This window comes from Paenibacillus taichungensis, assembly GCF_050994985.1.
Taxonomy (GTDB): domain Bacteria; phylum Bacillota; class Bacilli; order Paenibacillales; family Paenibacillaceae; genus Paenibacillus; species Paenibacillus taichungensis.
In genome coordinates, this window is sequence record NZ_CP194720.1 from 2,828,311 (window position 1) to 2,851,741 (window position 23,431).

Sequence of the window (23,431 nt, forward strand, 5' to 3'; positions counted from 1 at the left end):
TGTTATTATTTTGTTGACAAGGAAACAAAGTGATTGTACGATATTAATGTTTCCAAGGAAATAAAACCACAATATTTGAGGAGAGAATTGAATGTTTAAATCCCGATCACAACATACACAGAACACCGAACAAACCATAGACAGACACGCTTTATTATTTGGTCTGATCTCTGTGTTCCTTTGCGGAATAGGATTCAGTATCATTGCACCAGTCGTCCCATTCTTAGTACAGCCTTATATAAGCAGTCCAGGACAACAAGCTATCGTTGTTACGCTGCTGACCTCTGTTTATGCCTTTTGCGTATTTTTTGCTTCCCCCGTACTTGGAGCTCTGAGCGACAAATATGGTCGTCGTCCATTGCTCCTGGTATGCCTTTTGGGTTCCGCAATCGGATACTTTGTTTTCGGCATTGGTGGAGCTCTATGGATACTCTTTGCGGGGCGTATAATTGAAGGTATAACAGGCGGAAGTATAGGCACAATTTTCGCGTATTTTGCGGACATCATCCCACCCGAACAGAGAACCAAATACTTTGGATGGGTGAGTGCGGTTGTAGGTGTAGGCACCGTCATTGGCCCCACTGTAGGCGGATTGCTCGCCAAGATTGATTATTCTGCCCCCATGTATTTTGGAGCAATCATAACTTTGGTGAATGTTATATATGGATTCTTTTTTATGCCTGAGAGTCTTGACAAGAAAAATAGACTGAAAGAAATTACTTTGGTGAGACTTAATCCTTTCATACAACTTGCGAACCTGCTTTCCATGAAAAACTTAAACAGATTACTGATCTCAGCCTTCTTACTTTGGATACCCAACGGATCTTTACAGGCCGTTTTCTCACAATTTTCAATGGATACTTTCAATTGGAAGCCTGCAATCATCGGACTTATGTTCTCGATTATGGGTGTCCAGGATATCATCTCACAAGGTCTCATCATGCCTAAGCTTTTGAAAAGACTGAGTGATAAACAGATCGCCATTCTTGGAATGGTTTCAGAGATTATAGGCTACAGTCTCATTGCACTGTCTACTTTGTTCTCATTCTATCCACTGTTTATCGTTGGTATGTTTATCTTTGGTTTTGGTGATTCGATCTTTGGGCCTTCCTTCAATGGTATGCTCTCCAAATCTGTCGATTCTAGTGAACAAGGCAGGATTCAAGGAGGTAGCCAATCTATTCAGGCTTTAGCAAGAATGATTGGTCCTATTATTGGAGGTCAAATCTATGTATCACTTGGTCATGCTGCACCCGCCATTATGGGTGTGATCCTTATAGCAGCGGCAATACCTGTATTGTATAAGCGAACGCAAGTAACGATTTAAAACGCCTGCTTTCATCAGGAATAGGGTTTCAGAACTTAGGTATAAGTTCTGAAACCCTATTTGTCTACACCCAGGATTTCAATTCAATTAGTCTGCCTTTCCAAACTCCATCACATAGATGGATGAAGGACGTAATACGTAACCATGCTGCCAATTCTCGGTCAAAACACTCCGTTCTGTGCACTTGATATGATCAGGTTGAAAGACGGAGTTAATGTTATTGTGCGAATCGCTGGTAATCTCATATAAGGTCCCCTCTTCGCTCGCGTCGAAAGATCGTAAATCCAGCTCAACCCTTACCTCTTCCAAGCTTCGGTTCACAATAAACAAAGTGATCCTGCTCCGATCATCATTCGTTCCGGCTACAACATCCAGATCGGGGAGTGCGTCCAGCTCTACAGGCGTTTTTTGGTTTGAAGTCACCGAGAATGTCCCACATTCAGCTTCTACGTGTAGGATATGACGTATATCCCGATTCGCGTAAAGCTTTAATACTTCATAGGTTGGTGTTCCATAGATCGTGAGCGGGTGTCCACTCCATCCAGCCTGCTTGCCCCGATATTGATCGGCATAGAAATCACCGACACGGATGCATCCCCCGAGCCAACCGTTGACCAGATCAGAGAAACTGCCGATGTGTACGCTATCGCTGCAACGAATCATTTCATTCAGATTGGCGGCATTCGCCACGGCTGCTCCAAGGGTATGCTCGTCTGGCAGTCCTTTTCGCACAGTGTTTGGATAATACATCGTGTTATATTCGGTGATGGCCAGCTTCACATGCTGATGTTTGATGTCGGAATGGATAGCCTCCATTGTCTGACGTATATAGTGCCGGGTCCACTCGGGGTAACTGGCCATTGCTTTATATCGATCCTCAGCCGGCGTATCCCGATTCATGCCAAAGGGACCGTAACCATGATACAAATGTAACGTTAGATAATCGATATGCTCCCCTGCCAGAGCAAGCAAGCTTTTATTCCAACCCTGTTCATAATGTCCACAAGCCAGCAACACAATGGAAGCATCTGTTTCCTTCATTCTTTTGGCAAACTGTACAGTCCTCTCCGCAAATTGCTCCGCTGAGCAGGCACCCACCTGCCATTGCCCCCACACCTCGTTGCCAATCTCCCAATACTTGACATGATATGGTTCCGGCGATCCATTCTTCGCCCGAAGGGCTCCCATTGGGGTATCTACGCTTCCATTACAATATTCAATCCATTGGGCGGCCTCTTCAGGTGTACCCGATCCATCGTTCACACAAATCAAAGGTTCTACTTGCAGTTCGTGGCAAAAGCGGATAAATTCATCCGTTCCAAAATACTTGCTGGTCCAGCCTCCCCATGCCTCGTTGTACATGACTGGTCTCTCCAGAACCGGCCCGATGCCATGCTCCCAGTGATAGGCACTAATGTAGTTCCCTGCGAGTCTCATCATGCCTGCGTTTAGAGCTCTGGTCATCTCTACTATTTCGCGTTTTACCAGGGCAATATGATCCACAGGTAATAAAGACACATGGTCCAGCCAGAGCATTCCCGTGGAGACATGGTCGATCCATCTAGGATGCTCCTCCGGAACATACACCCGAATTTCTGCATCAGTACAAGCACGTAGGATCGTCATCCGTCCTTCATAATCCTGCCAGTTATGGCTGTGCAATTCGATTTTCAACTGACCGAGCACTTCTTCCGTACGTCTATCGACCGCCTCCACCATCAAATACTGGAGTTCAATGGAGGCACGCGCAACTACACGTACGGTGTAATCCATGGGGCCTTTCAAGGCGGATTTTTGTGCAATCCCCGAGTATGCTTCATCATCACTATAGATACGAATACGCTGAGCGCGGCCCGAATGTCTGGGGGCTGGAGCTTCCATCGCATATTGCGTATTTCTCCCGTTGGTATAAGCGTACCAGCTTCCTGATACAGAAGTCCTTAATTCAGCCTCGCTTTCAAAGTCCATATCCTTCAATGGAAAGGCAAGCATCGCTTCCATATGGTCCCGGATGTCTTCCACAAAATGCCCAAACAAATAAGGGTTGACCGTGTGCTCGCTTACGCGACTATAATCTATACTAATTTTGGCGTTTGATTTCAACATAAGTCCTCCATCATTGTGGTTGATCTGGATTAACCTTTAATCGATCCAATCATGACCCCTTTAACAAAATGGCGCTGCACAAAAGGATACATCAACAGTACAGGTAAACTGGAGACGATAATTACCGCATATTTGATGCTCTCCGCGAGCAGGATTTTGTCCTCCAATCCAAGGCTACCATCTACGGCATCGGATTGGCTGATCAGCAGAATTTCGCGCAGTACCAACTGAAGTGGATGCAGATTTTCGTTACGAATATAGATGAGCGCGTTAAAAAACGAATTCCAGTGGCCTACGGCATAGAACAGCACCATAACGGCCAGAATCGGCTTGGACAGGGGCAGGATAATGCTCACAAGCAACCGCCAATTGGAGCACCCATCCATATGGGCAGCTTCTTGCAGCTCCCAAGGAATACTCGACTGAAAATATGTTCTCATCACGATCAGATTGTACGTGGCGATTGCGCCGGGAATGATCAGAGCCCACATCGTATCCACCATGCCCAGATTTTTGACCAATAGATACGTTGGAATTAATCCGCCACTGAAGAACATTGTTAGCGTGATGAAAACCATGATTACATTACGTTCAGGAAGGTCAGGTCTGGAAAGAGGATATGCGGCCAATACGGTCATGATAATGTTAATCACAGTGCCCACAACCGTATAAAATATCGTATTACGATACCCCAGCCAAATCTTCTCGTTGTGTAGAATATTCGTGTAAGCATCCAGCGTCAGTCCTTTGGGTAGTAACCAGACTTCTCCGTTTAATACTTTTGTAGGATCACTGAACGAAGCACTCACGATAAAAATCAGTGGGTACAGCACAGCGATGATAATGATTGAGGCTATGATGTAGATGATTACATCGAAAATCCGTTCATTGGAACTGGTTTGTATTGTCGCCTGCTTGGACATGGGATCTTGCCCTCCTTTACCATAAGCTCGTCTCAGACGTCTTGCGCGCAATCCGATTGACCAGTAAAAGTAACAGCAGATTAATGATTGAATTAAAAAGCCCGATAGCAGCTGTATAACTGTATTCTCCCTTGAGAATACCTGTCGTATAGACAAACGTGGAAATGACGTCGCTCGATTCCAGATTGAGATTGTTTTGCATCAACAAAATTTTCTCAAACCCGATGTTCATGAAATGACCGATATCCAATATGAGCAAAATGATGACGACTGGAGCGATGCCGGGCAGCGAAATATGCCAAACGCGCCGCAGCCTTGATGCTCCGTCCATCTTGGCAGCTTCATACAGATGCGGATTCACCCCGCTCAAAGCTGCAATATAGATGATGGATTGCCAGCCCATGTTCTGCCATATATTCGAACTGATAAAAATGGTTTTAAACCAACCTGCTTCCTCAAGAAAACGGATCGGTGTACCTCCGAAAGCCTCAATCAACAGATTGACTGGACCCGTATGAGGCGAGAGAAACACATTCAGTATGCCAACGATAACGACCACTGAAATAAAGTGGGGAATATACGTAATATTTTGCAGCCACTTGCTGAAGGTTTTATTGCGAATTTCGTTAATAATTAGTGCTAGCAGAATCGGAATCGGAAAAGCAATTAATAAGGAGAACAAGTTAATCGATAATGTATTCCATAGAAGTCTCCAGAAATAATAGGAATCAAAGAATCGTTCGAAGTGGCCAAAGCCTTCCCAGCTGCTGCCAAGAATCCCTTTAGCCGGATTGAAGTTTTTGAACGCAATTTGCAGTCCATACAACGGGGCATAATGGAATACCACATACCAAGTGACTGGCAGAAGCAGCATAAGGTACAGGTCCAATCTTTTACCCATTTGCCTTAACACGCCTGAACTCTTTTTTGGATGGCTTCGTGGCATCGTCATCGTTGTATCGGTGTTGACGCTTTTCATAGGCAATTGCTCCTCATCCATGATGTTTCAGCATTATTTCTGCATCTTGTCAAAGGCATCCTGATACAACTTCTCCAGTTCCTCAACTCTCATCTTTTTGAGCGTGGTCTGGAATTGCTCCCACTTGTCAAAACCGATTGCACCCACAATAAATTTTGTACTCTGTTCTTCGTAATATTTATCAATATCATTTCGCAGAATATTGACTTCCTGGGCAGTTTGCTCATCAAACATCGGAGCTGCATAGCGGACTTTTGGCATAAACGGATCGAGCTTTTGCTGCGCCTCCTGCACCTGAGGTGGATTGATAAAGGAAGCCACCTGTTCACTGATCAGATGTGGCGCGCCTCCGCCGGCATAAGGCGTAATTTTGGCCTGGTTACTGATTTCTTTCAAGAAGTCCTCTTTATAGTAAGGAATACCGTCCTTCATCTCGTAATGCTCGCCTTCTCTTCCGAATCGGAGCAGGGTAGAACCCTCGTCACTGTAGAAATAATCAATCCAACGCATTGTGACTTCCGGATATTTATTGACAGATGTAATTGCAAAGGCTCCAAAATCTCTGGCGATTGGCAGAGCCTGACTTTGCAATCGGTCACCTTGCGGACCTTCCAGTGGGGCGATACCGGTATATTGGTCTTTGATCGACAAGAAGTTATTGTTCGTCTGGTCAAAGAAGAAACCTGTATTTCCCGATCCCTGCTTGGCCAGGTATTGCGCTTCTGTGTGTGAGAATATTTCCTGGTCCAGCAGCTTTTCCTTATACAACTTGTTTAAGTACATCAGCATTTCTTTATTCTGGTCACTGCCCATCCAGATACTTACTTTGTCGTTTTCAATATTGATGTTATAGCCAAGCTGTGAATCCAATCCAAATGATCCGCTCATCGCGTTAACCACAGCCAATCCTACACGGGCTGTCATCGGAAGTTCATCCTGTTTGCCGTTTCCATTCGGATCACCATCACGGAAGGCAAGCAACACATTGTACAGTTCTTCGGTGGTCTCCGGCACTTTCAGATTCAGCTTGTCCAGCCACATCTGATTGATCCATTTCTTATCCGTACGCGCCGCACTTAGCGTAACAATACCCGGGATCGTATAAATGTGGCCCTCTGGTGTAGTAATACCCGAGCGAATTTCGGGATATTGTTCCATTAATTTCTTCAAATTCGGAGCATATTCATCGATAAGACCTTCTAGTGGGATCAATTGGCCGGCAGAGCCATAGCGGATGGCTTCAAGCGGGGAAATACCTGAACGGAACAGGGCATCCGGCAGTTCATTCGAAGCGAACAACAGGTTTTTTTTCTCCTGAAAACCATCTGTCTGCGCTTCAATGAATTCCACCTTCACATGGCTTAATTTCTCGTAATCCTGGAAAACCGGCATCTCCTTGAAAGGGCCATTTACGGGTGCAATTCGGGTAAACATCTTGAGATTCACCGGTTCGTCCACAATCGGAAACCCGGTCGTATGAACGTCGTTCTTCGAAACCTCTGGTGAAGCTTCGTTATTGGTTCCACCGGAATTGCATCCAGCCAACATCAAACTGGAAGTGATCATCATCATGATCATATTTCTTCCCCAGCGTTTGCGCATAAAGTTGTGCCCCCCACAATTCTTTATCACCAACGTAATTTGTAAGCGTTCACGGTTGGTGTGTGCTCATTATAATTCACCGGGCATGGAAGGTAATTACAATAATATGACCCTTTACTCCACATATTTTACGAGTTTAGAGTTCTGCTCTTATCTGCCTAGTTTCCCATGTGCAAAGTCGGGAGTTTCGTTCTTCCTTTTTCCTGGATTGCTCAAATACGCTTGTGGTGTTAAACCCGTTATTTCTTTGAATACTTTGAAAAAGTAGTTGTGTGTCGTAAATCCCACTTGCATGCTTATTTCTTTAATCGAGTATCGGCCGCTGTCCAACAGCTTGCACCCTGCATCAATTCGAACCTGATTCACATATTCTGAAAAAGTCCGCTGCGTCTCCTCCTTGAATATTCTGCTTAAATAGGAGGCATTCAGGCCAATTACGCTTGCCGCAAGCTCCAATGTGACATAACCGGAATACCTCTCCAGAATGAATTGGATCGTCTGCGTGACATGGCGAGAATAGGAACCGATCACACGATGTTGATTCAGCAAATGAAACAAGCTGGAGAAAAAGGATTGCAGGCCTTGCTCCAGCTCTCTTATCGTTTTCATGCGCCCAAGCTCGCTTCTTGAAGGCAGATTAGCTACCTCTGGATCTGTAGAAGGCAAGCAGGTCCTCCATGCTTTATCACCCGTTTGCATGAGCTCGCTGACAACCATCTGAACCGTATGTGAATGGATAGGTAGGTCGTCTATCGAAGCAAAAATGGAGGAAATCAATTGATGCACGCCTTGCTTATCAAACCTTTCTATGGATAATAAAAGCTGCTTGTGCTCCTCGATTGTCAAGGAAACGCGCTGGCGTTGATGGAATTCATCTGAATTCTTATCCGATGAATGCTTGTCCGAACATGGAGTTTCATTTTGGAGGGTATGACTTCTGAACGTTTTCACAGACGAAGATCCATCGAGTTCGTATTCGGCTGAACAGTAACTGGATGCCAGCTGTGACAGACTGGTGCATATAGGTCCTACTGCGGTTACACTTTGTAAATTCAGGAACAGTTCCAATGCATGCTGAATCTTCCGCAGTTGTCCGTCTACCTCACGCTGCATGATGTGCTCGCTTCGTTCCCTGAAAGAAAACACGATAACAAATCGCCCTTCCTCAACGTACACCGCTGTCCGCTCATGGATATCACCCAGGCTCTGCTGCATCATATCGACGACCTGCTGAACCAGGCCATTGGTCTGCACGTCACTGTAAGACTCTGTCAGCAACAGGAACGGAACAATCTGTAAAGCTGCTGTTGTATATCTGGACGCATGCGGATATAGATTGTCTTTCTGGGAAACGTCTTCAAACCCGTACGTTGTCTTCGTCTGTCTTTTGAGCAAATACAACAAATAATCGCGCATATCCTCGGGACTCACTTTCTCGGCTATGATGCTCTCGGCGACCTGTTTCTCCCGCAACCGATTCTCCTGCTGCAATTCCGATACGGCTTTATTCAGGATGTTGAGCAGTGTTGACTCGTCCAATCGATGTTTAAGCAAATAATCAATGGAGCCATTGTTCAGGCAATCCCGCACATAATCATAATCGTCATAGCTGCTAAGCATAATCGTCTTAACCCCTGGAAAACGTTCCTTGATTGTCCGATTGAGCTCTACACCGCTCATTTCAGGCATATCTACATCAATAATGACAATATGCGGTGGCGACTGCTCAATCATCGTTAAAGCAATTAACCCATTATGCGCCTGACCGCATAATTCAAATCCATAGTCAGCCCAGTCCAATAAGGTCCATAGATTATGGCGTACTAACGGTTCATCATCGACGAGTAGCACCTGAAACATGGCTTATATCACCTCTCGTTTGTTATTTTCCACACTTTCCTCCAGTTTGGGGAGCCGAATTTCAGCTTTAGTGTACACCCCCGGTTCACTGCACAAATGGACGCCATACGAGTCGCCGTACGTGCGAACGATTCGTTCGTGTACATTACGTACACCCATTCCACTAAAACGTGAGGTTTCTCCGTTTGTACCCGTACCTTTCAGTAAATACTCCCGCTGCTCCTCCGTGATCCCCTTTCCGTTGTCCACCACATCAATATGGAGATTGTTTCCTTCTTCATACACCCGTATCAATATGAATCCATCCTGTTCGAGTGGTCCGATTCCATGAATAATTGCATTTTCAACCATGGGCTGCAGCATCAGCTTCAACACCCGACAATCCAGCAAATCGTCATCTTCAATTTCGGTAATCATCCGAATTGGCTTCATATATCTGTACTTCATGATGGAGATGTAGTGCTCAACATATGCCAATTCTTCACGAACCGTAATGAATTCGCTTGAATTACCGAGGACACTTCGCATGAGCTCAATCAACGATCCCGAGACCGCTTCAATGTTTGGCACTCCGTTCATCCTGGCCAGATACTTGATCGTATTGAGCGAATTGTATAAAAAATGAGGATGGATTTGTGCTTGGAGCGCAGTTAGCTCAGCTTCCCGCTTCTCTTTCTCGCTGACGCGGATTCCTTCGAGCAGATCTTTCAATTCTTCCACCATGCCGTTAAAGACATGGTACAGTTGTCCTGTCTCATCTTCACTGTTAATCTCGTTTTTGGGAAGTGTCAGGTTCCCATCCTTAACCAACATCATTAGTGATTTTAGTTTCCGGATATTCAGGGTAATTCGGGAAGAGACTTGAAGAGAAACGATCAGAACAACGACAAACACAATAATGGACACCTCTGCCAGCAGGTTGCGCAGCTTCACCGATTCGGTCAGCAGAGAATCCATCGGAACCAAAGAAATAGTACTCCACCCAGTATAGTCGGATTGACGGCAAACAACGATAAATTCTTTTCCATCAATGTACCGCCTGACTGCTTCACCATCCGTTTTAAATTGCTGATTGATCTCCTTAATTTGCTGATAAGATGGAGTAAGAGGTGAATCATTTCGGGTTTCATAGATGAATTGATTTCCCTTGTCGAGTACATAGATCATGCTATCTGTAGTTGGTCTCACGTCATATGTTTTCTGGATAAACTCATAATTAAGATCCACCATGACAAACCCAATAGTCGCACGGTTATAACGGATTTCCCGACCGATGGTGACGGCATTTGACACCCCTGTCTGCTTGAAATATGCGTGCTTTGATCCATTTTGCAGCATGTAATTCATCATTGGGGTACCCAAGATGGTCCTGTCCAGCCAAGGTCCACCTGAGAAAAAAACTTTCCCGCTCAGGCCCACAACGGCTATCCGTGAAATGTAAGCTTTATAATCGATCAGCGACGATAGAAATTCATCCATCCGCTTCTGCTCCTGAAACCACTCATAGCTGATCTCTTCATTCGGACTGAGCAAAGTGTCAATGACCGTGTTTTTGTTAGTCACCACGACCGTATTCAGCCGATCGATCTCTTCCAGCATTATATTCAATGATTCATCTGCCTGCCTGATGCTGTCCGAAACCGACGTAATGGCATTTTGCGTAATCGTCTCACGCATGCTCATATAAACAATGACCGTAATCAAAATAATGGATACTAGCGTAACGACAATAAAAGCGATAAAAATTTTCCCTTGAATGCTGCGTTTCGGTGAAATCCATCTCTGCAATGTAGAGAGCTTCATTGTGGGAGTCTCCTTTTTCATGATCCATTAAAAAAAGTAAGCGTTCTCCATACTGGACATCGGTATATTCAGGATCAGCTTGAGGTTTTCCGCATCATGATTGGAGGTACTTTATAATAGATTTTGAATGCTCTGGTAAATGAATATAAATTCGGATAACCCAGCGACAAAGCAATCTCCGTAACAGTAGCATCCGTATCCTTTAGAAGCTGTTTGGCCTTATCCATTCGTATTCTCTGCATGAATTTTAACGGAGGCAGTCCAACCTGAGTGGTGAACATGTTGGAGAAATATGAACGATGAACCCCTGCAAAGTCGGCAACCTGCTGCACGGAAATGCCCTCTGTTGCATGCAATTCCATGTAATCCATGCATTCATGAATCCAGCCAGCCAATTCTGTAGGCTGTGCATAGTTGGTGTCTGGAACAATACTGGCTAACAATCCATATACCAACCCATGCAACTCCAGCGATACTGCTGGCTTCCACCGTTCCACACATGCTAATGCATGAATCAGACGTTCCGACGTTTCCTGGACCTGTGGAGAACACATCTGTTTGCCAAACGGACTTTCCGGAGTCAAGCCGGCCAGCTCCAATAAAGGTTTGACTTTAGGCCCATCCAATGCTAGCCAGTTCATTTGCAATGGAGATTCCGAGGCAAGCATGTGATAGTAATAGGTTCTGCCGGGAAACAGACAAAACAGATCATTCTTCTGCAGGTCCACTCGCTTGCCATCAAACTCAAGCCTAATCATACCTTCACGCACAAAATGAAGACTGTAACACTCGATACGTTTGGGGCCAACCCGGTAATTGGATTTGGCTATACTTCGCCCTGCTCGCACTGGCCAGATATGTTCCTCTTTATCCAAATATCCTGGCTTATAGTAGATGAATTCTGCATACTCATACTCATATTCCTGCATCGTAGAGAGTTCCCTCCTTCTCCTATTTTGTTCGATCATAACAAAATGACAATAAAAATATAACACCGGGCTATTTTGATAACTCGTTTTTTTCAATATCATCTTACTAGGAGGCGATTACACTTGTCGAGAACACCTAACATTTTGCTAATCACTAGTGACCAGCAGCACTGGAACACAATCGGGGCTTTTCAGTCTGAGATTTCCACGCCCAATCTGGACCGGCTTGCCCGGCAAGGAACAACGTTTGATCGGGCTTATTGCCCAAACCCTACCTGCACCCCTAGCCGTGCTTCTATTATTACAGGCATGTACCCCAGTCAGCATGGAGCCTGGACGTTAGGCACAAAACTGCTTGAAGATCGTCATACCGTCGGGGAAAGTTTCCAGGAGGCAGGTTACCGCACTGCCCTAGTAGGTAAAGCACATTTTCAGCCTTTAAAATCTACAGAGGAATACCCGTCGTCTGAAGCGTATCCCATTCTGCAGGATTTGGAGTACTGGAGACATTTCCACGGTCCATTTTACGGCTTTGACCATGTAGAGTTAACACGTAATCATACGAATGAAGCGCATGTCGGTCAGCATTACGCGCTATGGCTGGAAGAACAGGGATGTACGAACTGGAGGGATTACTTCCTTCCCCCAACTGGGACGATGGACCCTTCCGTAACGTATACGTGGCCCATCCCTGAGCAATATCACTACAACACCTGGATCGCCGAACGAACCAATTCACTTTTGGAGCAATACACCCATGATGATGATCCATTTTTTCTGTGGGCCAGCTTTTTCGACCCGCATCCGGAATATCTGGTACCGGAACCTTGGGATTCCATGTATGACCCCGATGATCTGACGATTCCCTCTATAACACCTGGAGAGCATGATCGTAACCCACCACATTTTCAACTGACCCAGGAGGAGAATCCGAATTTTGAGCATCTGGTTGAAACCGGCTTCGGCATTCACGGTTACCGTTCGCATCATTATTATGAATATGGCGACAAATCCCGGCTAACGAAGTATGACAAGAAAAAACTGGTCGGCGTGTATTACGGAATGATCAGCATGATGGATAAATATATTGGCAAAATTCTCGATAAGCTGGATGAGTTGGGTATTGCAGACGATACGATCGTCGTTTTCACAACCGATCATGGTCATTTCTTCGGACAGCATGGTCTTCAGGCCAAGGGTGGATTCCATTACGAAGATCTTATCAAAATCCCATTTATCGTAAGATATCCTGGTGAGGTGCCTGCTGCGAAAAAATCAAATGCCATACAATCGCTGGTCGATCTGGCTCCTACCTTCTTGTCTCTTTGCAACATTGCAATTCCGCATGCCATGACGGGCATCGATCAGAAGAAAGTGTGGATGGGCGCCAAGGAAGCCGTTCGTAATCATGCTCTCTGCGAATTTCGACACGAACCCACGACGATTCATCAAAAAACATATATCGAACAGCGGTATAAAATCACCGTCTATTACAATCAAACCTATGGTGAACTTTTCGATCTTGAACAGGATCCTGATGAACGTTTTAACTTGTGGAATGAACCTGAGTACACCGAGCTCAAGTCTGAGCTTCTGCTCAAATATATCTGGGCTGAGCTTGGCAAGGAGTCCATGCCGATGCCTCGAATTCATCATGCGTGATGGAAAGGATAAGGGTAGCATTAAGAACCTGAACGAACAATTTATGTTACTGATCCAGCTTTTTTGGACTTTCTTTTGCATCGGTCCTTCCACCTTTGGAGGCGGATATGCGATGCTGCCAATTATTGAACGCGAAGTGGTGAACAAGAAAAAATGGATGCAAGAGGACGAGATCGGTGAGCTTATATCGCTTGCCGGCTCGGCTCCCGGAGGAGTTGGCGTCAATGCCGCTGCGATGATCGGACATCGCCAGGCAGGAATTGCGGGAGCTGTATCTGCCGTCATCGGCGTGACATGTCCCACGTTTTTGATTGTGATCCTGATCAGCGTGTTCGCCATCCTATTTCGTAACCAACCCAAAGTTGAAGCTGCTTTAAAAGGAATGAACGGTGGCATTATTGCATTAATTAGCATGGCAGCTTATCGGACGGCCAGATATTCCATCTTAGATACAACAACAGCAATAGCTGCCATTGTGACCGTAGCCGTGCTGTTGTTTGCAGGAATCCATCCCCTCTATCTTATTATTTCGGGATTGATATGCGGCATGGCCGTGATTCGGATCAAAAAACGACTGGGCCTTCAAGTGAAAATGGAGAAGAAGTCTGTAACAGGCAGCTATCCGGAACTGGAATATTACATTTAAGTAAGACGAATCGGAGCGATTGAGATGTACTGGGACCTGTTCATGATGTTTATACGTGTAGGCCTCGTTTCATTTGGTGGCGGTTACGCCGTTATTCCGATCATTCAACACGAGGTAACGGAAAAAGGATGGCTCACAAGCGCTGAATTCCAACAAACTGTAGCACTGGCCGGTATGGCGCCCGGCTCGATTGCAACCAATGCCGCAACGTTGATTGGCTATCGGACGGCAGGTTATATCGGAGCCGCTGTCTCTACTGCAGGTATGATTTTGCCTTCACTCGTCGTAATTGTGCTACTCTCCGCCTTATTTTATCGGATGCACGACAACTCATGGGTAAAGTCCTCTTTATATGGCTTGCGCCCTGTAACGACGGGACTCATTATCTATGCTGCCATTCATTTTGGATATCCAACTGAAGAGGCAGGTATAAGCTGGGTATGGATCACGACACTACTTATTAGCGGAGTTTGTTTGTTTCTCCTGCTCAAGTACAAGCTTCATCCCCTTCTGATTCTCAGTGTGGCTGGAGCAGCAGGCATTATCTTATTTTAAATTCAGTGTGGCGACGACAGGCTGAATTCACTGCATTCATTGGTTTTTAAAAGGAGCAGCGATCACAGCATTAGCTGTCCTGGCTGCTCCCCTTCATCTTTATTTTTACGAATGACGCAGATACAACCTACTCGTTTCCTCCCAGATTTCTCCCGGATGCAGACTAAATAATCCAGCTTCCTCGGCCTGCATATCCAGATTTGGTGCATTCACAAGATTGATCTGCGGTTCGGGACAGAAAAAACCTTCTTCCGCATTATTGTTCCAGATCATCCATTGTTTATATGAAGTTCCCACATCGTAAACCAATGTCATTCCAACCTTCGTATCCTGAAGCTCCATCCGGTTTCTCCCGTTTTGCGGTACAGCAGTGTAGTGATTATCCATTTCTGCAAAGAACGGATATACCCCGGAGTCACGCATCTGCTCTTCCTCCTGAATCAAGGGCTGAAAACAGGTCGTTGGCAGCATACGTTGATTCAATTCCCATCTGTCTCCAATGGTCAACTTGAGCTTGTAATCACGAGCCGATCCTCCCGGATTAAAGGGAGCGTTAATTGAGGTATGAAAAGCGATCAGGCACGGCATGCTCGAGCTTCCATGATTGCGAATGCGGACATGCTGCATGAGTCCATCACTGCTCAGCGAGTAACGTAATGTAATACTGAATTGAAAAGGAAAGCATACGTATATCGGATGAGTTTCATCAACAGTTATGGACACCGAGACATGGCTTTCATTCTCGGTATTTCCATACTCATCCACAACCCAGGGCGTATTATACAAAAATCCATGCAAATGATTGCCTGTGGTTTCCTCATTGACCGGAAACTGAAGCGTCTGCCCGTTCCAGGCAAACCGCCCGTCCTCATAGCGATTTGGCGGAAACAGAACGGGGATCCCGTGAATCATGGGTCTTGCCTTGAATGAATCCATCTCTTCTGGTGACGGTTCATGAAGGAAGCGAAGCCCCCGCTCAAGATCACGATAAGCGACAAGATTACCACCGATCTCCGGCAGCATAACAGCCTCACTGGAACCAAAGCGAAGGTAAATGGCCTTTTCCCCTTGAAAATCGCCTTCCCAGGATCTACTTGTCTCCTTTGTATTCAACACGTATTCCCCTCCTTATTCGCCGGCCGACGATGGATAATGTCCTTCAATAATCGCCCGAATCTGTTCCATCGGCATCTTGGGCTGTCGGTCATACGTCAGCAGACCGTTAATTTCCTGTTCCACGTCCGTCAGCTGGGTGTAACAAAATCCTTCTACCACTGGAGAATCCAATAGTGGCTGTACTACGGCATGCAATCGCTGTGCAAAATCTTCGTCATTTTCCGCTCCGGAGTAGCCCCAGCCTTCCCAGTCACTTTTCTTATACCCGATTCCACCGAATTCGGTAATTAAAATGGGCTGTCCTTCATAACGATAGTTACCCACGCTAAGCTTTCGACTGCCCGGAAGGGCTTTTACCGCATTTTCACGAGTGCGGTAGCGTTCCTCCAGAACCTCTCTTCTCCATTCATAATCATGGATGTTATACAAGTCGGTCTGAACCATCTCCCAGCCATCATTGGAAATGACCGGACGGGTAGAATCCAGTGACTTGGTCAAATAATACATCGACAAGGCATGATACTGCTGTTCCTTGCTGGTCAGGATGTTCGGAACACCCCAGCTTTCATTAAGAGGTACCCAGACCACAACACATGGATGGTTGTAGTCCCTTTCCAGCGCCTCCTGCCATTCCCTTGTTATCTGGGCGACGTATTGATCCGAGAAATCGTACGCATTCGCCATCTCTCCCCACACCAGCAGTCCCAGCTTATCACACCAGTACAGATATCTCGGATCTTCAATCTTCTGGTGTTTTCTGGCGCCGTTAAACCCCAGTTCCTTCGTTAATTCCACATCACGCCGGATGGCCTCGTCACTCGGTGGAGTCAGATTTCCATCCGGGAAATACCCTTGATCCAGAACAAGCTTCATATAATAAGGTCGGTTATTCAGAAACAGCTTACCTTGTTCAATAGAGATTTTGCGCATGCCGAAATAGCTATCTACCTCATCGACAGGCACACCATCCACCAATACAGTGAAATGAATGTCATACAGATTGGGCTGCTCTGGTGACCACAGCCTGCCAAGGCCATGCTCGTTAAAGGTGTGAAGCCCGATGGTACGGGTCTGTGTCCTGCCGCTAATCCGATATTCATCCTCAGACAGCTGCTCTCCTTGATAGGCAATTTGTACACGGAGCCTGACATCCTGTGCGTGCCAATCCCTTGGTTCTGTTTGCTCCCACTGAAGATGAGCAGTAACTTCGATCTCGTTGCGATCAACATCGGGAGTCAGGCGCACCTTCTGCAGATGAAAGGGTGCGACAGCTTCGAGCCACACCGATTGCCATATTCCAGTTGTTCGGGTATAGAAGATTTGGGCAGATTGCTCCTGCCAGAACTGCTTCCCGCGCGGTAATGTTACATCCCTGCTATAATCTATCGCTTGTACGGTTAGCGTATTGTTTCCTTCCAGCAGAGCATCCGTAATGTCGGCATGAAAAGGGGTGTGTCCCCCTTCATGCCGAACCACAAGCTGTCCATTGACCCAGACAGAGGCTTCATAGTCCACGGCTCCGAAGTGCAGCAGCAGACGTTTGCCAGTGAAGCTCTCCGGAATGTCAAAGGTTCGTTTGTACCATACATTATCGTGGAATTCCGGATCTGCAATGCCACTAAGTTGACTTTGAAAAGCAAATGGCACTTGGATTCGGCGGCTGAATGCTTGCTTGCCCTCACTCCATTTTTCCGAACGTCCCTTGTTATCATCATCGAATTCAAATTCCCATTCCCCATTCAAACTCAGCCAATCTTTACGTACAAATTGAGGCCTTGGATAATCCTGTCGCAGCATGATGTTCAGCTCTCCTGTCACCCCAGATTAATTTTACGAATCACTTCCAGTGGCACTTTCGGTTTACGGTCTTCCGTCAACAGACCATTAATCTCCTGCTGCACATCGGTGACCTGTGTATAACAATAGCCCGAGATATAGGGAATGGCTTTGATCGCTTCGGTGATGGAACGGAAACGTTCAATAAAGGCTTCAACCGAGTCCACCTGATTGCCATAACCCCAGCCTTTATCCGATTGGAAAGCAATACCGCCGAATTCACTGATGATAATGGGTTGTCCTTTATAGTGGTAACCTTCAGCAAATGCAAACTTCCATCGATTGGAAGCAATCTTGTTATTTACGATCAAGTCCTTATCCTGATACCGTTCCAGAAAGGCTTCTCCCGTCTCCACATAATCATGGATTGTCAAAATATCCGATACCGTATGCTCCCATCCGTCGTTGGTAATGACCGGACGATACGGATCAATGGCTTTGGTGAGATGGTAAATGGATTGCGTGAATTGCTGCTGCCTTACCTCGTGACCAATCGTCGGTATTCCCCACGATTCATTAAATGGCACCCAGGTAATGATGCTGGGATGATTGTATTGCTGAGGTACAATTTCAAGCCATTCTTTGGTGAATCGGCTCACTGCCTCATCATTAAACTCGAAGGTTGCTGCCATCTCAGACCAGACCAACATGCCTTTTACATCACACCAATACAAAAAGCGTGGATCTTCCAGTTTCATATGTTTACGGATTCCGTTATATCCCATCTCGGCAATTTTATCGATATCCTCAACCAGCGCTTCCACTGAAGGTGGGGTCAAATGGCTCTCTGTCCAATAGCCCTGATCCAGAATCATTCTTTGGTACAACGGAGCATTGTTCAGTAGAATCTGCCCATTTTCAATCGATATTTTTCGCATACCAAAATAGGAATGAACCCGATCAATTTCTTTCTCATCTTCATACATCACAAACTCGATATCGTACAGGTTCGGTGAGCCCGGTGACCATAACGACTGTTTCCACGGACCGCCTGCTTCATGTTTGACACTAGCTTCCACGGTCATCCAGGGTCTGTCTGGAGATAGGCTAATAGTTTGCACATGCTGACCCTTCAGCTCAATCCGTGTCTCCAAACGCAAGTTGTTCTTGCCTTCAATCCCATTCAATTGAAAGTCCACACGAATCATATGACGATCGATATCCGGTGTCATCTTAACTGCTTCAACCCTTGCTTCACTCACATGCTCCAGCCAGACACTTTTCCATATCCCGGTACTTTGCACATAAAAACATTCAAAATTGTCATCCACCCAGCGTTGTTTCCCCCGAGGCTGCATCGCGCTCTGACTGTCTTCTACTTCAAGCACAATGTTATTCTCCGAACCGTAAGTGACATAAGGGGTAATGTCGAATGAAAACGCTGCGTACCCTCCTTCATGTTCACCAACAACCGTTCCGTTCACCCAACATTTTGCGTGATAATCCACTCCCTGAAAATGCAGAATGCTCCGTTTCCCTTTTGCTTCCTGGGGAATCTGAACACTTCTGCGGTACCAGACCAGAGGATGAAATGTCTCGATTCCGATACCGCTCGCTTGGGTCTCATACGTGAAGGGAACCTTGATTTTCGTCCCTTCCGGAAACTGATTGTGGTCGTACCACTGCTCGCTTTCACCCACCTGATTGTCATCAAAACTAAAATCCCATTCTCCATTCAAATCCAACCACTCATTGCGTACAAATTGCGGTCTTGGATAATCCTTGTAGTAAAATTTAGTTGTCATCTTGTTCTCTCCGATCTCCTCTGTATTTGGCTCATAGGCCTGAAAAAGTGTTAACCCTTAATACCGGACATGCTGATGCCTTTAACAATCTGTTTCTCAAAAATGATAAACAATATAATGATGGGAACAGAAGCCACTGCATTGATAACCATTGGTTTAACGTAATCTTCTGAATACTGACCCATTAGCGTTGGGATACCCATTGGCAGCGTAAACAGATTATCATCGGTTATGGAAAGGAATGGCCAAAGGAAATTGTTCCACGAACCGATAAATGTCAGAATCGCCATCGATGCCATGGCCGGACGAGTCAAAGGCAGCATGATGCTGGTAAAGATTCGCCAAAAGCCTCCACCGTCAATTTGCACACTCTCCAGCAGATCATTCGGAACCCCATCGAAGAAGCTTTTGAGCACGATGACAGCTACAGGTGAAGCCAAAGCAGGAATAATCAATCCACTGTATGAGTTCAGCAAATGCAAATCCTTGGCTACCTGATAAAGTGGAATAATGGTTGCTTCACCCGGAATCAGCAGCCCGCCAAGAATGAAGAAAAAAACAAATGTACGGAAACGAAACGGTACTTTGGACAGAGCAAATCCAGCCATCGCCGCGAAAATCACAGTTAGTACTGTTACAACTACAGCGACGAACAAACTGTTAACCACCCACTGTGATAGCTTTGTCGTTGTCAGAATTTCGTTATAGACGGCAAGTGAGTATGGCGGTTTAAACCAGTCCAGGACCGTAATAATCTTCATGCCTTCTTCTTTGATGGAGACCATCAGCATCCACACAAGTGGGGCCGCAAACATAACCGCCATCAACGCAGAACCTGTGCGATATAACCATTTCATCAGTATTCCGCCCCTTTCCGGTTAGTCATCCAGTATTGCAGCGCCGACAGCACCAGCAGGATCACGAATAAAATGTAGGACATCGTTGCGGCATAGCCCAGGTTGTTGTTCTTGAATCCGGTCTGATAGATTAACTGGATAATCGGACGTGTCTGATCCAGCGGTCCCCCGCCTGTAATGACATAAATCTGCATAAAGACCTTGTAGGAAGCGATAATTTGCAACATGGTAATGGTTTTGGTCAGTGGCTTCAGATAAGGAAGAGTAATCCTCCAAAATATTTGTGTATCACTTGCACCATCCAGCCTTGCTGCTTCATAAATTTCATCCGGTATTTCCTGCATGGCGGAAAGATACAAAATAAAGTTAAATCCGACTGTCCACCACAAGGTAATTACGGTAATAACGACCCAGGCGAGCCCCGTTTCCGTCAGCCAGAATATTTCGGAATTTTGAGGCAATAACCTAACAAGATGCAGGACGGAATTGACGAATCCCGTATAAGGCTGAAATACGAATAAACCCAGATAAGCTGCGACGGCAACGGAGAGTACGCTTGGTATAAAGAAGATGATGCGGTAGAACTTTTGTAAAGACGATTTTCGGTTGGCAATCAAAGCCAGCAGAATCGCGAGTATAATCATGGTCGGTGTACTCAAGAAAACAAAGAAGGTTGAATGCCAGATCGCTTCCCAAACCTCTCTGTCCTGAAAAACTTTACGGAAGTTATCCAGGCCAACAAAATCCATTTTCTTGATCAGCGTCCATTTGTAGAAGGTCATCTCCACACCTTTAATCATGGGCCAGATCGTAAATAAACCATAAATAATTAAGAATGGAAGCAGAAATACCAACGCTTGCATATCCGCTCTCATTTTTTTGATCTTCATATGCGTCTCCCCTTTGATTGGCACGCAAGCCGGCGATTTCTTGTCTAGAGATGGTGATTACGCAGGCTTGCGTGACCCGTCTTCCTTCTATTCGCTCACTATTTTCTGAATGGCTGTCTCCATGTTGTTCATTGCATCTGCTGGCGTCATTTTGTTCATCCATACTTCATTCAGAAATTTAAAGGCAGCTTCATCGCGGATTTGTGCATTTTTGGTGGAATGTTTGCTGAATTTAACTACACTTGCCACTTCGGAATAATCACTGCGGTATGGCAGATCCTTGAATTCCTGTTTCTCCAGCACGGATGGCTTGGATGGAATATGTCCGGCTTTCGCCCAGACCTGACCATTGTCAGCAACCCAGTCGGCAAAAACCATCGCCGCTTTGCGCTTAGCTGGGTCCTCATCCTTAGTCAGTGGTAAAACAATAGTATGGGAATCTCCCCATGTTGCTTCCTGGTCGTAGAATTTCGGAATTGGCATAGCTCCAAACTCAAGTCCTTTGGTGGATTCCCACGTTCCTGTCGTCCAAACCCCTGTCATGATAATAGCGGCTGTTCCACTTTGAAAATTTTTATAGAAGTCCGGATCATTTTTCTTGATATAACCTTCGGTATAAAGCTTCTGGATGTAGTCAGCGGCTTTGATGCCTTTCTCTTTATCAATGGCTGCGGACTTCAGATCGTCCGACACCACGTCGTTACCACCCAACTGGGAGTACAGCGACCACCACAGGCGGTAAGGGTCATCATTATTATTGGACAATGCAAACGGGGTCGTTTTGGCAGGCAACTTCTCCTTTAAAGTTTGAAGGAAACTCACAAACCCGTCAGCCGATTGCTCCAGAATCGGTTTTCCGTCTTCACCAAGCAAGCCTGCATCTTTTAACAATTTTTTGTTGTAGAACATGATAAAGGGATGCGTGTCAATGGGGACTGCATAATGTTGACCTTCTACAGTAACCGCATCCAAGAGATTCTGGTTATAAGTGCTCCAGTCCACACCTGCATCCGTAGCCGGAGTATCAAGCTCTGTGACAACCCCCTGATTGATCAGATCGGGCAGTCTGGAGGAATGGGAAATCCCAATATCGGGTCCATTGCCGTTACCCACAGCAGTTACGAGCTTCGTATAATACTCGCCCCAGGCCAATTTGGTATTCTTCACTTCAATGTCCGGATGGGTTTTGTTAAACTCATCGACCAATGTCTGCATGTTTGCGCCATCACCACCATCGAACAATGTCCAGAAGGACAATGTCACTTTTCCATCACCAGAGCCACTCTCACCCGCCTCATTACTGCCTCCGCTACATGCACTTAAAACGGTTGAGAATGAGAGCAATAATGTCAGTGCTAACCTGCCGATCTTCTTTTTCATGCGAGTATCCCCTTTACTCTAATTTGTAGATACAAACGATATAATTGTTTTATTACATTATTACTGTATCTATAGGGGATTATATAAGGGAGTTTATCTCTTGTCAACGCTTTCAAACATATTTAATGTAATTATTAAATAAAAAAAGACCTTAGTTACATAATATCTGCAACCAAGGCCTATCTTCCTCATCTCATTCTAATGAATGGCATAATGTACAGTCATCTTAATATTTTGGTCATAATCTCCAAATTGTCGCCCAAAGAGATTTACGCCTCCTTGATGAACTGCATCCGGTTTAATACCTATTCGCACCCTTAACTTATGGCTGTTTTGAAGGTTAAGCTGAGCCAGATCAACTGCTGAAATTTTCTCCATATCCAGCGTCGTCTTATTTTTGTCCACCCGCCATGTCTTTAATAAACCATACTGTGTTGACCATTCAAACCACCATGCCGGGTTGAGCTTGCCGCGCCGATCTCCAAAGTCACCAGGACATGTCCACATGCCAATTTCCACACCGTTAATCCATACGGAGATATCGGAAGGCCAATTATGATCATAGTTTGGTGCTTCAGAACATATCTCCATGGACAGTTCCAGCGATTCGATGACCGCTTCAGCCGGAATCTCCAGTGGCATTAAATATTCGACATATCCCTTACGAAACCACATAATCTGCGCTCCGACATGCTTCGGATGATAAAAGCTTGCAGGTTCATCCTCTCGAATGATCATGCCCTCGCCATTCGCCATACCGCAAGTGGGTGACACTTCACAATCACTATAATGACCGATAGGCATATCGACTTCGTAAACCTGGATGTCGCCTTTGGGAATTGCTTTCTCCTGATTAAGAGCAATATGAATATCATCGTAATTGCGGCTGCATACTTTCATCGCCCCGCGAGAAGCAGGCAGCAGTTCTGTATTAATCAACCTTGCTGCTTCCAAAACCTTGATGTTGCTAGCTACCGTGGATACGGGAAGTTTGAGAGCTTCCGCGATTTCAACGATATTCAGGTTTTGGGAGATCAGTAGTCGGAGAATATCCACTCTGGATCGAGTCGATAACGCATGCGTGACCGTGACCAGCTCATCTGGATTATCAAAACTCAGCTCAAGCATTCGTTCACCACCTCTTATGTATTATGAAACAGAAAATTTAAACGTAAAGTTTAATTCAGTCGATAATATTGTAACAAATCATTTATT

The 23,431-nt window shown here is 45.6% G+C and carries 18 protein-coding genes; 4 read left to right on the top strand and 14 right to left on the bottom strand.

Annotation, left to right across the window (positions count from 1 at the left end):
• Nucleotides 1–91: 91 nt before the first annotated feature.
• Complete coding sequence (locus ACR1R9_RS12655) at nucleotides 92–1,327, top strand: MFS transporter (RefSeq protein WP_076288465.1); 1,236 nt, start codon at nucleotides 92–94, stop codon at nucleotides 1,325–1,327.
• 87 nt (nucleotides 1,328–1,414) lie between these two features.
• Here the strand turns inward: ACR1R9_RS12655 and ACR1R9_RS12660 are convergent, their stop codons facing one another.
• From ACR1R9_RS12660 to ACR1R9_RS12690, 7 genes are all read right to left on the bottom strand, one after another.
• Entirely contained in the window at nucleotides 1,415–3,430 is a 2,016-nt protein-coding gene (locus ACR1R9_RS12660) for an alpha-L-arabinofuranosidase C-terminal domain-containing protein (protein ID WP_433948965.1), read from the bottom strand.
• 32 nt (nucleotides 3,431–3,462) lie between these two features.
• Nucleotides 3,463–4,356: a carbohydrate ABC transporter permease gene (locus ACR1R9_RS12665; protein WP_433923533.1), complete on the bottom strand. Its 894-nt coding sequence runs from the start codon at nucleotides 4,354–4,356 to the stop codon at nucleotides 3,463–3,465.
• A 16-nt stretch (nucleotides 4,357–4,372) separates the two neighbouring features.
• A complete protein-coding gene (locus ACR1R9_RS12670) occupies nucleotides 4,373–5,335 on the bottom strand; it encodes an ABC transporter permease (protein WP_433923532.1) in 963 nt (320 codons plus the stop codon).
• A 33-nt stretch (nucleotides 5,336–5,368) separates the two neighbouring features.
• On the bottom strand, nucleotides 5,369–6,937 hold the full coding sequence (locus ACR1R9_RS12675; RefSeq protein ID WP_433923531.1) for an extracellular solute-binding protein: 1,569 nt from the start codon (nucleotides 6,935–6,937) through the stop codon (nucleotides 5,369–5,371).
• Between the two features lie 150 nt (nucleotides 6,938–7,087).
• A complete protein-coding gene (locus tag ACR1R9_RS12680) occupies nucleotides 7,088–8,797 on the bottom strand; it encodes a response regulator (RefSeq protein WP_433923530.1) in 1,710 nt (569 codons plus the stop codon).
• A 3-nt stretch (nucleotides 8,798–8,800) separates the two neighbouring features.
• Nucleotides 8,801–10,600, bottom strand: a complete 1,800-nt coding sequence (locus ACR1R9_RS12685; protein WP_433923529.1) for a sensor histidine kinase — start codon at nucleotides 10,598–10,600, stop codon at nucleotides 8,801–8,803.
• A gap of 74 nt (nucleotides 10,601–10,674) precedes the next feature.
• Complete coding sequence (locus ACR1R9_RS12690; protein WP_433923528.1) at nucleotides 10,675–11,529, bottom strand: AraC family transcriptional regulator; 855 nt, start codon at nucleotides 11,527–11,529, stop codon at nucleotides 10,675–10,677.
• A gap of 123 nt (nucleotides 11,530–11,652) precedes the next feature.
• On the opposite strand from ACR1R9_RS12690, the gene ACR1R9_RS12695 reads away from it, so the two are divergent.
• From ACR1R9_RS12695 to ACR1R9_RS12705, 3 genes are read left to right on the top strand one after another with little or no spacing between them, the layout of a single operon-like run.
• Nucleotides 11,653–13,191: a sulfatase family protein gene (locus ACR1R9_RS12695; protein ID WP_433923527.1), complete on the top strand. Its 1,539-nt coding sequence runs from the start codon at nucleotides 11,653–11,655 to the stop codon at nucleotides 13,189–13,191.
• On the top strand, nucleotides 13,184–13,837 hold the full coding sequence (locus ACR1R9_RS12700) for a chromate transporter (protein WP_076288458.1): 654 nt from the start codon (nucleotides 13,184–13,186) through the stop codon (nucleotides 13,835–13,837). Before ACR1R9_RS12695 ends, ACR1R9_RS12700 begins: the two co-directional genes overlap by 8 nt.
• A 24-nt stretch (nucleotides 13,838–13,861) precedes the next feature.
• Complete coding sequence (locus ACR1R9_RS12705; RefSeq protein ID WP_099854255.1) at nucleotides 13,862–14,392, top strand: chromate transporter; 531 nt, start codon at nucleotides 13,862–13,864, stop codon at nucleotides 14,390–14,392.
• A gap of 105 nt (nucleotides 14,393–14,497) precedes the next feature.
• On the opposite strand, the gene ACR1R9_RS12710 is transcribed toward ACR1R9_RS12705, so the two are convergent.
• The 7 genes from ACR1R9_RS12710 to ACR1R9_RS12740 form a co-directional block, all read right to left on the bottom strand.
• Nucleotides 14,498–15,508: an aldose 1-epimerase gene (locus tag ACR1R9_RS12710; RefSeq protein ID WP_433923526.1), complete on the bottom strand. Its 1,011-nt coding sequence runs from the start codon at nucleotides 15,506–15,508 to the stop codon at nucleotides 14,498–14,500.
• A 12-nt stretch (nucleotides 15,509–15,520) separates the two neighbouring features.
• Entirely contained in the window at nucleotides 15,521–17,305 is a 1,785-nt protein-coding gene (locus ACR1R9_RS12715; RefSeq protein ID WP_433923525.1) for a glycoside hydrolase family 2 protein, read from the bottom strand.
• Nucleotides 17,306–17,322: 17 nt separating this feature from the next.
• Nucleotides 17,323–19,089 (bottom strand): glycoside hydrolase family 2 protein, encoded by a 1,767-nt coding sequence (locus tag ACR1R9_RS12720; protein WP_433923524.1) that lies wholly within the window; start codon nucleotides 19,087–19,089, stop codon nucleotides 17,323–17,325.
• A gap of 50 nt (nucleotides 19,090–19,139) precedes the next feature.
• Complete coding sequence (locus ACR1R9_RS12725; RefSeq protein WP_062318999.1) at nucleotides 19,140–19,946, bottom strand: carbohydrate ABC transporter permease; 807 nt, start codon at nucleotides 19,944–19,946, stop codon at nucleotides 19,140–19,142.
• On the bottom strand, nucleotides 19,946–20,836 hold the full coding sequence (locus ACR1R9_RS12730; RefSeq protein ID WP_076288454.1) for a carbohydrate ABC transporter permease: 891 nt from the start codon (nucleotides 20,834–20,836) through the stop codon (nucleotides 19,946–19,948). The genes ACR1R9_RS12725 and ACR1R9_RS12730 overlap by 1 nt, the downstream gene beginning before the upstream one ends.
• 87 nt (nucleotides 20,837–20,923) lie before the next feature.
• Nucleotides 20,924–22,216 carry an ABC transporter substrate-binding protein gene (locus ACR1R9_RS12735; RefSeq protein WP_099854261.1) on the bottom strand — a complete coding sequence of 431 codons (1,293 nt, stop codon included), beginning with the start codon at nucleotides 22,214–22,216 and terminating at the stop codon, nucleotides 20,924–20,926.
• A gap of 198 nt (nucleotides 22,217–22,414) precedes the next feature.
• Nucleotides 22,415–23,344 (bottom strand): ArsR/SmtB family transcription factor, encoded by a 930-nt coding sequence (locus ACR1R9_RS12740; protein WP_326065608.1) that lies wholly within the window; start codon nucleotides 23,342–23,344, stop codon nucleotides 22,415–22,417.
• Nucleotides 23,345–23,431 lie beyond the last annotated feature (87 nt).